The organism is Arsukibacterium sp. (assembly GCF_041616895.1).
Lineage (GTDB): Bacteria > Pseudomonadota > Gammaproteobacteria > Enterobacterales > Alteromonadaceae > Alishewanella.
In genome coordinates this window covers 1-12890 of sequence record NZ_JBFJPY010000037.1, presented here as the reverse complement: position 1 = coordinate 12890, position 12890 = coordinate 1, and the positions used below count along the sequence as shown (strand labels likewise).

Here is a 12890-nt window from a genome sequence, read left to right as displayed (position 1 = left end):
CCAGGCTAATGACTCTGCTGCCTTTAACACTTACCATGGCTGTGTAAATAAAATGACAACAAGAGTTCATCCGGAGAAAAGATTTGGAATTTTCGAAAATTGTTCTGGCCATCGGCCTGGTAGCCGGTATGTCAGCATGCAGCCAACAACCGACTGCACCACAGTTACCGCAAGGCGTTAAACTCATTACTGAGCATACCCAGCAGAAGAGCGGTGTCTCTGTACCCTATAAGAAGTATGAGCTGGACAATGGCTTAACAGTTATTGTGCATGAAGATCATTCTGATCCTTTGGTGCACGTAGATGTTACTTACCACGTCGGCTCTGCCCGGGAAGAGCTAGGTAAGTCGGGTTTCGCGCACTTTTTTGAACATATGATGTTTCAGGGTTCTGAAAACGTGGCTGATGAAGAACATTTCCGGATTGTGACCGAAGCCGGTGGTACGCTTAACGGCACTACAAACTCTGATCGCACTAACTACTTTCAGACAGTACCTTCAAACCAGCTGGAGAAAATGTTGTGGTTAGAAGCAGATCGGATGGGTTTTTTACTGGATGCGGTAACGGAAGAGAAGTTTGAAGTACAACGCGAAACCGTGAAAAACGAACGTGGTCAGCGTGTAGATAACCGGCCTTATGGCCGCCTGGGTGAACGGGTATCGCAAGCGATGTATCCGTTAGGGCATCCTTATTCCTGGCCGGTAATCGGTTATATGGATGATTTAAACCGAGCCAATGTTAACGATGTCAAAGCGTTCTTTTTACGCTGGTACGGCCCGAATAATGCCACTATTACCATCGGCGGCGCAGTAACAGCCCAAGAGGTGCTGCCGTTAGTAGAGCAGTACTTTGGTTCAATTCCCCGTGGCCCTGAAGTAACCGCAGCGGCGAAGCAACCGGTATCACTGGATAGCAACCGTTATATTTCAATGGAAGATAACGTTCATTTGCCGTTGATTTATATGTCTTATCCGACCGTGTATTTGCGTAACGAAGATGAAGCAGCGCTCGATGTACTGGCCGAGATCCTCGGTGGCGGTAAAAATTCTATTTTCTATAAAAATCTGGTGAAAACTCAGGTCGCGGTGCAAGCTACGGTCAATCATCCTTGTGCTGAGCTGGCCTGTACCTTCAACTTATTAGCCTTGCCACACCCGGCATCGGGTAAAAACCTGGCGGATATTGAAGCATTAATCCGGGACAGTCTGGCCGAGTTTGAGCAGCGTGGCGTGAATGACGACGACCTGCTAAAAGTGAAAGCACAAATGGAGGCCAACACGATTTATGGTCTGCAAAGCGTATCGGGTAAAGTAAGCCAGCTGGCAATCAATGAAACCCTGACCGGCAATCCGGATAATCTGCAGAACGATTTAAACCGGGTTAATAAAGTCACCAAAGACGACGTAATGCGGGTTTACAATACTTACCTTAAAGGTAAAGGTGCGGTAGTGATGTCAGTGGTGCCGCGCGGTAAGCTGGAGTTAATTGCTGCAGCGGATAACTTTACCCCGCAAGTACAGGATTTTGGTGGCCCGTCCACCACCAGTGCCGACGATTTACAGGTACGTCGTGCAGTTGATGATTTTGACCGAAGCGTGGAGCCACAAGCCGGTGTTAACCCCGCAGTAACGGTACCCGCTTACTGGCAAAGCAGCCTGGACAATGGCATTAAGGTATTAGGTGCGGCCAGTGATGAAACGCCAACTACTGCTATGCTGTTGAAACTAAACAGTGGTTTGTATTATGAAAACCCGGATAAAACCGGCTTAAGCAGTATGCTAACTGCAATGCTGAATGAAGATACCAAGAACTTCACGGGTGAAGAAATTGCCCTGGAATTAGAGAAACTGGGTAGCTATATCAGTATCAGTGCCAGCGATGAGCATATTCAGCTTTATGTGTTAAGCCTGAGCAAAAACCTGGATAAAACCATCGATTTATTGATGGAGAAAATGCTGCAACCGGCGTTTAATGAAGACGATTTCAATCGGCTGAAGCAACAGCGTTTGCAGGGCATTCAGCAGTCCGAAAAGAATGCGGGTTACCTGGCGAGCAATGCCTTTCGTAAGCTGATGTATGGCGGCAGCATTTTAGGTCAGCCAGGTGGTGGTACCTTAGCCAGTATCACTAACCTAAGCCTGGAAGATGTAAAAGCGTATTATCAAAGCCACTTTAAGCCAGATGGTGGTCAGTTAATCGTGGTGTCAGATTTAGCAAAAGATAAGCTGCAACAAGCTATTACACCGCTGACTCAGTTTACCGGTAAAGCACCGGCGGTAAATGTTCAGGTGCCAGTAGATACTAGCCGTGGCTCGGTGATTTATCTGGTGCATAAAGATGATTCACCGCAATCGGAAATTCGCATTGGTAAGCGCAGCTTATCTGAAGACATTACCGGTGAGTATTTTAAAACAGGCTTAGCGAACTTTACCATTGGTGGTAACTTTAACAGCCGGATAAACCTTAACCTGCGCGAAGACAAAGGTTATACCTACGGTGCCCGTACCGGGTTTAACGCAGATGGCTATACCGGGGTGTTTATTGCCTCCGCCGCAGTGCGGGCGGATGCCACTGCAGCGTCGGTCAAAGAGTTTATCGACGAGCTGAACCGCTTTAGTGCCGAAGGTGTTACCGATCCTGAGCTGGCATTTATGCGCCGGGCGCTGAATCAGCGTGACGCCTTAAAATACGAAACACCGAACGCTAAATTGGGTTTTTTAGCCCAGATCCTGCAGCATGATCTGGCGCCGACCTTTGTTGATGAACGCAATGCGATTATTGCCACTATCAGTAAAGAAGATATTAACCTGTTGGCAAAGCAGCACTTTAATCCGAAGGACATGGTGATTGTGGTGGTGGGTGACTCTGTCGTATTACGCCCGGAACTTGAGGCGCTGGGATATCCGGTAGAAGCGTTAGTTTTATAAGTAAGCCGCATTAGCTGAACGCCACCCTCAGGTGCCGTTGTTATTAGCGTGGTGTGTTTCTGCCAGGTATCGGGGTTTTACTGGAGTTTTACCGGCCAAGCCCCTAAAGTGGCAGGGTGTCGCAATTTTATGAGGCGGATAAATGGTTATCGGGTTATGGCTGGCCAGCCTGTTATTAGCATTGCTGACGTTATTACCGTTATGGCGGTTTGAGGCATGGTGGGTGCGCGGTCTGGATTTCCCAAGGCTACAACTGGCGGTGCTGGCGGTGGTGATTGTCATTCTGCAGCTGCTTTTTACCGATTTAACTCAGGTAAATCAGTGGCCGATGTTGCTGATAAGCGGTGGCTGCCTGTTATTCCAGCTATGGTGGATACTGCCTTACACACCCCTGTTTCCTAAAGAAGTGATGGCAGCGGCGGCCGATAACACTCATCCGTGCATTGCTATTCTCAACGCGAACGTGCTGGGGCCAAATCGTAATGCGCAAGCACTTATTGATTTGGTTAAACAGCATCAGCCCGATATTCTGGTGACTTTAGAGTCCGATAGTTGGTGGCAACAGCAACTTGACCAGTTAAGTGACGACTACCCGCACAGTGTTAAATGCCCGCTGGATAATTTATATGGTATGCATGTGTATTCGCGTTTGCCATTACATAATGCCTCGTTGCAGTTTCTGGTTGAAGAGGGGGTGCCCTCTATTCACGCTGAAGCAGAGCTGACCGATGGCAGCCGGATTACCGTCCACTTTTTACATCCTGCGCCACCCAGCCCTACAGAGAACCCGAGTTCTGAAGAGCGTGATGCCGAATTACTGGTGGTAGCAACCAGTGTTAAAGATGTAACAACTCCGGTTATTGTTGCCGGAGATTTAAATGACGTTGCCTGGTCAGAAACAACCCGGTTATTTCGGAAAATCAGCGGATTGCTGGATCCCCGCATCGGCCGGGGCATGTTTAACAGTTTTCATGCGGATTACCCTTTTATGCGCTGGCCACTGGACCATATATTTCATAGCAGCCATTTTACCTTGCAGCATTTACAACGGCTGCCTGCTATTGGCTCAGATCATTTTCCAATGCTGGTCAGGTTATGTTATACCGGCAGGCAGCAAGCACAGGATGGTATTGAACCCGATCAGGACGATAAACAGCTGGCACAGGATAAAATGATGGCGCAAGCGGTAGTACCTGAACAGGTGCACCGTCCCGAAACCCAGCCAGCTCCTTAATTAGAATTAACATTATTTTATGTTGTGCAGCAACGTCTTCATTTTTTGATAAGCTGACAGTTTAACAACGGATTATTTATGCAATATTCAGTACTTGGCAGCAGCAACATTAATGTTTCCCGCGTGTGTTTAGGAACCATGACCTGGGGCACCCAAAATACTCAGCAAGATGCCGATGAACAATTAGCATATGCGCTGGAGCAAGGGGTCAACTTTATTGATACGGCAGAGATGTATTCTGTGCCACCTACCGCTGAATCTTATGGGGCTACAGAGCGGATAATTGGCAATTGGTTGTGCCGCAACCGCAGCAAGCGTTCAGAGCTTATTATTGCTACTAAAATGGCCGGTAGTGGCCTGTCTTATATTCGCGATGGCGGCATCATGACTGCGCAAACGTTATTGCAGGCAGTCGATGATTCGCTAACCCGGCTGCAAACCGATTACCTGGACCTGTATCAGCTGCACTGGCCCAACCGTGTTTCGCCGCATTTTGGCAGGCACAGCGTTGGGCGCATTGGTTTTTCAGACGTTGATGCCGCCGAGCAAACCGAGCAAATGCTGAGCTTACTACAGGCGCTGGACAGTTGTGTCAAAGCGGGCAAAATTCGCTTTTGTGGTCTGTCTAACGAGTCACCGTGGGGCATTAGCCAATATTTGCAGCTAAGCCGTGAGCACAATTTGCCCAGAATGGTCTCTATTCAAAATGAATTCAGCCTGCTGCATACCAAAGACTGGCCCTATTTAATTGAGCAGTGTATTCACGAAAATATCGCTTATTTACCCTGGTCGCCGCTGGCAGGCGGCGCGTTAACCGGCAAATACCTGCACGGTGCCAGGCCACAAGGGAGCCGCTGGGGTATGCTACAGCGTAATGGACTGTTTCGGGATACGCCAGGATCGAATACTGCCATAGCGGCATTTATTGAGCTGGCAGCAAGCCATAATCTGAAGCCGGCACAATTGGCGCTAGCCTGGGTCGATAATGTGGATGGTGTTACCTCCACCATTATTGGCGCCACCAGTATGGCGCAGTTGCAGCAGAATATCGGCGCTTTCAAAACCGATATCAGTCAGGCGGTCATCGATGATGTTAACCAGTACCTGCAACAGCATCCGTTGCCGTTTTAAGCGAAAGGATCAAAATAGGCCATGGCATTTTTAGCTTTCACCACTGCCCAGACCGATTTAAGTGTGGCTTATCATGGCCACCATACCAGTGCTCTGGTTTTGCTTTCTGTACTTATCGCTATTCTGGCAGCCTATACCAGTTTTAGTCATCGCACTCTGGTGCAACAGGCCAGCCTTCGCCAGACACGTTTCGTCTGGTTAAGCAGCGGTGCGGTGGCGATGGGGCTGGGTGTCTGGGCCATGCATTTTACCGGCATGATGTCACTGCAGTTGCCGGTAGCCGTCGATTATCAGGTGACACTAACCTTGTTGTCAGTGCTGCCTGCCATACTGGCAGCTTTCGTCACCTTGTACGTGGTCGCCATGCCCGCTCCCAGCGGTTGGCATATCATTGGCGGTGGTATTTTGATGGGCGCCGGTATTGGCGCAATGCATTATACCGGAATGGCGGCGATGGAAATGCAGGCAACCCGGCTATATCAGCCCCTGATGTTTGCTGTTTCAATAGTGGGTGCTGTTGTGCTGGCCACATTAGCCCTTAGCATCAGGCAATGGCTGGCACCGCTGGTAAAACGGCGAGCGCTACTGGATCTCATTAGCTCGGTACTGATGGGCCTGGCTATCGCCAGCATGCACTATATTGCTATGCATGCGACAGTTTATCTGCCGCTAAGCGAGCCGATCGTGTCAACGGCGGCGGTAATGACCCGGCAAACCCTGGGTACCTTAGCGGTGGTGGTGGCGGTAGCCATCTTATTACTGGCCACTGTTACGGTGCTGTTACGCCGCCAAGTACAAAGCGCAGAGCAAAGCCAGTCTCAAGCCAACGCCAAGGTGCAACAACTGGCGGACCGGTTACATCGTATCGCGGCCAGAGTACCCGGCATGGTGTACGAGTTTCGGTTGGCTCACGACGGCAGCTTTACCTTTCCTTATGCCAGCGATGCCATCCGTGACTTTTATTTAATGAGTCCTGAAGACGCTAAACGGGATGCTCTGCCCGCGCTGGAAGTGATCCATGAAGACGACCGGGAAGGCATGCTGCAGTCTATTTATCAGTCTGCTGAAAATATGACACCGTGGCGCCATGAATACAGAGTATTGACCGAGCAGGGCACCATACGTTGGTTATTCGGTAATGCGATACCTGAGCGTGACCCGCAAGGTGTTAGCTGGAGTGGTTTTATTACCGATATTTCCCAGCGCAAGGCCGCCGAGCAAAAAATGCATCAGCTGGCCTATTATGATGGCCTAACCGGTTTGTATAACCGACGAAAAATTCAGAAGTGTTTACAGGAGTTGTGCGCTAAAGAAGCCGGTGAGCAGCGCGCAGTGGTGTTAATTGATATTGATCACTTTAAACGTGTCAACGATACCCTGGGCCATAAAGCCGGCGATGAGTTGCTGCGCCAGGTTGCTGAGCGGTTACAACAGCATGCGCCCGCTGGCAGCGCATGTGGCCGCTTAAGTAGTGATGAATTTGTTATTCTGGTAACAGAATTACCTGGACATTTGCCTGATTATACCAGCCAGCTGGAACGGTTTGCTTTGACGCTGCGGCATCATTTGCAACAGCCCTATGATATTAATGGTCATTATTTTAAAAATAATTTCAGTTTGGGATATTGCGTCATTAATGAGAACGCGGTTAGCGCTGATCAACTATTAAAGCAGGCTGAAATGGCGGTTTCTCATGTAAAAGCTGCCGGTGGCAATGGCCAGCAGCTATTTGCTGCCAAAATGTATCAGCAACAGCAGCACCGCAATGCTATTGAGTTAGCACTGACCGGTGCGGTAGCAGCAAAGCAGCTGAGTGTTCATTATCAGCCACAAATTGCTGACAATGGCTTAGTCAGCGGTGTGGAAGCGCTTTTGCGCTGGCAGCATCCGGAGCTTGGTTCAGTATCACCGGCCCTTTTTATTCCACTGGCAGAGGAAAGCGGCCAGATTGAGGAAATTGGTTACTGGGTGTTACATCATACCTGCCAGCAACTGCAAAAGTGGCAGGCTGATCCTAAGCTCGCAAAGTTAACCATGTCAGTTAATATCAGTGCCAGACAGTTCTATTTGCCTGATTTTGTTAGCATCATTTCCCAATGTCTGGATAAATATGAACTGGCGCCACAGTTACTTATTCTGGAGCTGACAGAGAGTTTAATCCTGGCGAATCTTGACGATGCCGTAGAACGCATGCTGCAGATTAAACGACTGGGTGTCAGATTTTCAATGGACGATTTTGGTACCGGCTACTCATCCTTATCCTATTTATCACGACTGCCGTTTGATGAAGTAAAAATTGATCAGTATTTTGTTCGAAGTGGCAGTTCAGGCAACCCCAGAGACTGGGTGATTGTTGATGCCATTATTGGTATTGCCAATACTTATGGCATGAAGCTGGTGGCCGAGGGGGTGGAAACCGCAGTACAGCATAACTTACTGCGCCAGAGCGGCTGTCTTTGCTATCAGGGTTATTTATTTGCCCGTCCGGCGCCCGCGTCTGAAACAGAAGCCTGGATAAAACAGCAGACTGCTGCATCTGAATGCTAGAGTATTGGATTAAACACCTGGCAAAATCCGGGCTGCAATGACTTGTTAACTTAAGGCCCAGGCATTAAGCTCAGTGAAAGCATAACTCTGTTCAGCTAACCGGTGGATCAAATCGTTATGAAGCAAATGATTGAGAAGGCGACTAATTTACCGAGCATTCCTGAAGTTGTCCAAAAGCTTATTGCCAGTATGAACGATGACGATGTCTCGACGGAAATGCTGGCTAATATTATCAGCGGCGATCAGGCTATCACCGCAAAAGTACTGCGTTTAGCTAACTCTGCGCATTTTGGTCGGCAACGCAAGGTTGGCTCAGTTAAAGATGCCCTTGTCGTTTCAGGTCGCGATGCATTGCGCACTCTGGTGTTATCAATCGGCTTGGTATCCAGTTTTAAAGCTCCGGCCAGTTTTGATTTAAAAGCCTATTGGCGCCGTTCTTTTATGATGGCCAACCGGGCGAAATGGCTGGCTAAACTAAACAAGGCTGATGCTGAAGTTGCCTATACCTGCGGATTATTACACGGCATTGGCGAGTATTTAATACATATTGTCGAACCAGAGCTGGCACAAACTATTGATCAACAAGTAAATGAGGGTGCGGCCCGACGTAAAACCCAACTTGAATTATTTGGTTTTGACTACACTATGGCGGGAAGTGAACTGGCCAGGTACTGGAAATTTCCCGATGAAATTGCTGATGCCATTTTATGGCAACAACAACCCGCCGGCAGTGGCGCATTATTACCTTATCCTACATTGTTATATTTGGCCCGCTATATGATTGTTTATCAGGATCAGATTAACGAAGGGAAGTTTGATGAGTTGCCGTTGAAGCTGGTTCACGCTGCGCACCTGGGTCTGGAACAGACTTATAGCAGAATGCGCAGCTTTACCGAAGATGAAAGCGATATTTACAGCATGCTTCAGTAATAACCCAATAACCAAGGAGAGCTTAATGAGCTTACTTAAACACATGTTAACCCCGATAATATTTGGACTGATGGTAATGAGCTACCATTCGCAAAGTATGGCGGGTTCGAATATTCCGGAGAATTTTAACCAGCCCGCAGATAAGCTGGTAACCGGTGGCCAGCCGACGCAGGCCGAGCTGGCCATGCTAAAAGCAGCTGGCGTTACTAAAATTATTAACCTGCGGGGCGCAGACGAGTCGGTTGCTTATGATGAACAAGCAGAGGTAGAAGCGCTTGGCATGACTTATAGTGCGCTGCCGGTTGCCGGCGCCGATGATGTGACTGTTGACAATGCCCGGGCGCTTTATCAGCTGTTACAAGGTGATGAAAAAGTGTTTGTGCACTGCGCGTCGGGTAACCGAGTGGGAGCCTTGCTGGCTATTGGCGCCCATGACATTAATGGTAAACCTGTTAAGGAAGCGCTGGAGTATGGCCGCGCCGCAGGCTTAAGTTCACTGGAGCCGAAAGTAAAAGCCGTGCTGGCCGATAAAATCCAGTAGTAACCCAGCAGTAACACGGTACCTTATGCTGCTGACAGCGTCAGCACGGCATACATAACGATGTGGCTACTCACTACTACCAGGGTCAGGGCATTACGCAGGTTTTGGTAATCTTTACTGTAATGCCGGTTAATACCCGAACCGAACTCTGCTACCCGCAGCAGCAAAAATAACAACGCTTGCAGCATCAGAAAATAACCCGGTAGCAGCGCCAGGCTGATAATACTGACTACCGGAAAACTCACTGCCAGTAAGGCGAGCTTATTTTCTGCAGCGGTGTTTTGCTGCTGGTACAGCACTGGCCAGAGTACACCAGCCATAAATCCCAGAATGAGTGCGCTGTATAAATGATATAGCTGCAGTAGCGGAGCGCTGCCAGCCAGCCATTGCATATGCCACTGCATATGAAAGGCCAGCGGCAGTAAAACAAAAGGTAGCAAGCCTGCGTAGCCCAGCATGTTAATCAGTTTCATGGTTAACCTCTACTTTTCAGCTATTACGCCAGCAACCTGGTCAGTGATCAGACTAGCAAAGCATTAATCCAGCTTAGATACAGCGGCAAGCCTATCAGTACGTTAAGCGGAAAAGTAATACCCAGTGCCGCCAGCAGCGCCAAACCAATATCCGCCTCGGGGATTGCTGCGCGGATTGCTGCCGGTGCCGCGATATAGGATGCGCTGGCCATTAAGCCCGCCAGCACCAAAATGCTGCCACTGCTTAACCCCAGCATTAACCCCAGTGCAATTCCAAACCAGGCCAAGATAAATGGGGTAATTAAAGCGAATAACATCAGCCGCCATTGTTTTAACGGCAGTGGCGAGCAAACTTTAGCGGTGCACAGGCCCATTTCCAGTAAAAACAGCGCTAATAAAGTACTGAAGCCACCCATTAACACCGGGGTAATGCCTGACAAACCTTGTGGGCCGTATAACCAGCCAATAAGCATGCCACCGCCCAGCAACAACACGCCACGGCTGGTTAGTGCTTCATGCAAAATGGCCAGCGAGCCGGCTTTGCTGCCGTTAAGATAGCGAAACAACCACAGCATGGTGACGATAGCAGGCAGCTCCAGCAATACCAGGTACAAGGTGGTTTGTGGTGCCATGGGTAAGTTGTGGTGAATAGCCAAGGCCATTACCACGGCAAAGGTACCGGCGCTAACCGAGCCATAGTGCGCTGCCACACTGGCAGCATTGGCACTGCTGAGCTTTACCAGCTTGCGTAGCAGTGGATACAACAGTAATGGCAGTGCCACGCCGGTGGCGGCAATCAGCCCAAGCTCTGGCAGTATTGGCAGTAACGGCACACCATGCAGCGCCATCCCGCCTTTTAACCCTAACGTTAACATCAGTAATATCGACAGGGTTTCATAAATCGGCAGTGGAACTTTTAAATCTGATTTAACTAAACCGGCCAGCAGGCCAAGGGCAAAAAAGGCAATAACGACATCAGGCATAATAAGGCTCCGCTTACTTTATTAGCGCAGTGTGCCGAAAAATATTTCGCTTTCATAGCGTTTAATGTAATGCGGGCAAAATACCTTGCCTTTGCTCAGCGTGCGAACCGCTTTATTTATTCCCCGTTAACGATCAGTTGAGTTATCGCTGCTGCGGCTATGGCTGCTCGGGATAAAGCAACGCCAGGCGTTCCTGTTCGGTTAATATACCGGTTAAAATTGTGCGCCGGCGCAGTTTACACATGCGCTCACCCTCGTCCAGCAGCTCCCGTTGGAATAACTCGGGCTGGTCAATACAATCCAGAATACTGTGCCAGTGAATATAAGCGCTGTGGCGCAGTTGGCCTGCCTGATAGCGCTGCTCCAGCCGCTGATACACCTCAGTTACCCTTGAGGGCTCAGCCAATAGTTTGGCAACCATGGCCTTGTGCAGGATTAAGATGTGTTTGTCGGTAGCCTCATGCGCTTTGGTCCTGACGCGGTTAAGCCTGGTTCTGCGCGGTCTCACAAAGCACAGTTACCATCAGAGCAGTTGGCGCGGCTTCGTGCCCAAATGCCATAGGCTTTACTGGCCAGCCAATAGCAGGGAGCAAAGCGTAAAAAAGCAACCAGTTTGCGATAGCCTGCCAGTTGCCAGTAATGCAGGCTGGCGTCGATACCGACAATAAAATGATCCTGATCCCATAAATGAATTTGCTGCATCATCTCACCTTTGCTTACGCCGGAGAAACCGGTAAAGTCGTCAGCACTTATATCGACTAGTTGCAGATGAGGCGTTAATTTTGGCGCTAATGCGCTTATTTCACGCTGACACATTTTGCAACTGCCATCATAAAACAGTTTTTTCATCATCAGATCCAGTTAGCCACCATGGCACCTGTTACGGTGCCATGGTTATTTCGATCAATCTCATTTTAATAACAGTTCATCTACGCTGCCCTGTGCCAGCGGGTGATAGCCCGGTCGTGCTTTACTGTAAACGGCTTTGGCAAATGCCAGCCCTTCGGGTGTAGTGGCTAGCTGTTTATAAAGTGGAATAATCAGTTTGCGCCGGCCAATATTGATCAGGTATTGCTCTAGTTGCGGCATAATAGGCTGATAACCGGTTTTCAGCGCCAGTAAATACCAGGCATGGGCAATTTCACTATTGGCCGAAGTGGTGAGCGTAAAGCGATTATCCAGCGCAACCATTTGCTCGGTGCTTAGGCTAAGTGGCAGGTTATTAATAAAATACAGCCACTCATGCACGGTCCAGCCAGCTGCAGGCAGCGCTGTCAGTGGCGTGTTGCCGCTAAGCCAGCTATTGATATGTTGCTGCACATTCACAAAAGCATTTGACTGCGGCTGTGGCGAGCTTGCCGGTAAGCCAGGCTGATAAATCCAGGTCTTGGCTTGCTCCAGGGACACCACACCCGGATGTTTTTGCAGCAGGTTTTTATCCAGATAATTTACAAAGGTTTCGGTATCAATACTCTGAAACGCATGGTCAGCAAAGTACTGACGCACGAAGGGATCAAATTTATCGCGGCCAAACTGTTGCTCCAGATACATTAAAAACAGCTGGCCCTTGGTATAAGGGACACCGCTGAAGGCATCGTCCGGATCGCGGCCTTGTAAATCGATATGCAAAATACTGTCGTTGGGACTTAATGCGGTTAATTCGTCCTTTAAACCCTGCACTGACAACGCTTGTTCCATTATGGCGCGGTCAGTACCAAAAACCTGTTCCATAATCCGGTTTTCAACATAAGAGGTAAACCCTTCGTTTAACCACAAATCGCGCCAGGTAGCATTGGTGACCAGGTTACCTGACCAGGAATGTGCCAGCTCATGGGCGATAAGATTAACCAGGCTGGCATCACCGGCCACCACCGTCGGAGTAATGAAGCTCAGTACCGGGTTTTCCATGCCACCGAACGGGAAGCTTGGCGGTAAAATCAGTAAATCGTAACGGCCCCAGCGGTATTCACCATATAATTTTTCAGTAGCGTCAATCATCGCCTGAGTGCTGGCAAACTCGCTTGCAGCAGCATTAAGAATGTAAGATTCTGCATAAACGCCGGTTTGTTCGCTCATCGCTTGAAATTGTAAATCACCGGCGGCGATAGCAATTAAGTACGCCGG

Annotated in this window: 11 protein-coding genes; 6 read left to right on the top strand and 5 right to left on the bottom strand. The window is 49.1% G+C overall.

Translation table 11 applies throughout. The annotated features are described in order from the left end of the window. Positions 1–83: 83 nt before the first annotated feature. The 6 genes from ABY802_RS08290 (at position 84) to ABY802_RS08265 (ending at position 9310) form a co-directional block, all read left to right on the top strand. Positions 84–2927, top strand: a complete 2844-nt coding sequence (locus ABY802_RS08290; protein ID WP_372626575.1) for a M16 family metallopeptidase — start codon at positions 84–86, stop codon at positions 2925–2927. Positions 2928–3069: 142 nt separating this feature from the next. Next, on the top strand, positions 3070–4161 hold the full coding sequence (locus ABY802_RS08285) for an endonuclease/exonuclease/phosphatase family protein (protein WP_372626574.1): 1092 nt from the start codon (positions 3070–3072) through the stop codon (positions 4159–4161). Positions 4162–4239: 78 nt separating this feature from the next. Further along, complete coding sequence (locus ABY802_RS08280; protein ID WP_372626573.1) at positions 4240–5292, top strand: aldo/keto reductase; 1053 nt, start codon at positions 4240–4242, stop codon at positions 5290–5292. A gap of 21 nt (positions 5293–5313) precedes the next feature. Further along, positions 5314–7839 carry an EAL domain-containing protein gene (locus tag ABY802_RS08275; RefSeq protein ID WP_372626572.1) on the top strand — a complete coding sequence of 842 codons (2526 nt, stop codon included), beginning with the start codon at positions 5314–5316 and terminating at the stop codon, positions 7837–7839. A 117-nt stretch (positions 7840–7956) separates the two neighbouring features. Beyond that, entirely contained in the window at positions 7957–8769 is an 813-nt protein-coding gene (locus tag ABY802_RS08270; protein WP_372626571.1) for an HDOD domain-containing protein, read from the top strand. A gap of 25 nt (positions 8770–8794) precedes the next feature. Beyond that, positions 8795–9310, top strand: a complete 516-nt coding sequence (locus ABY802_RS08265; protein WP_372626570.1) for a hypothetical protein — start codon at positions 8795–8797, stop codon at positions 9308–9310. 23 nt (positions 9311–9333) lie between these two features. Here the strand turns inward: ABY802_RS08265 and ABY802_RS08260 are convergent, their stop codons facing one another. The 5 genes from ABY802_RS08260 to ABY802_RS08240 all read right to left on the bottom strand — a co-directional run. Beyond that, complete coding sequence (locus ABY802_RS08260; RefSeq protein WP_372626569.1) at positions 9334–9783, bottom strand: DUF3429 domain-containing protein; 450 nt, start codon at positions 9781–9783, stop codon at positions 9334–9336. A gap of 47 nt (positions 9784–9830) precedes the next feature. Then, entirely contained in the window at positions 9831–10766 is a 936-nt protein-coding gene (locus ABY802_RS08255) for a sodium-dependent bicarbonate transport family permease (RefSeq protein ID WP_372626568.1), read from the bottom strand. Positions 10767–10923: 157 nt separating this feature from the next. Next, positions 10924–11187, bottom strand: coding sequence for a hypothetical protein (locus ABY802_RS08250; protein ID WP_372626567.1), 264 nt, complete (start codon positions 11185–11187; stop codon positions 10924–10926). Between the two features lie 83 nt (positions 11188–11270). Beyond that, positions 11271–11618: a thiol-disulfide oxidoreductase DCC family protein gene (locus ABY802_RS08245; protein ID WP_372626566.1), complete on the bottom strand. Its 348-nt coding sequence runs from the start codon at positions 11616–11618 to the stop codon at positions 11271–11273. A gap of 57 nt (positions 11619–11675) precedes the next feature. Beyond that, positions 11676–12890, bottom strand: a 1215-nt coding sequence (locus tag ABY802_RS08240) for a leukotriene A4 hydrolase C-terminal domain-containing protein (RefSeq protein ID WP_372626565.1), incomplete at its 5' end; no start/stop codon positions are given.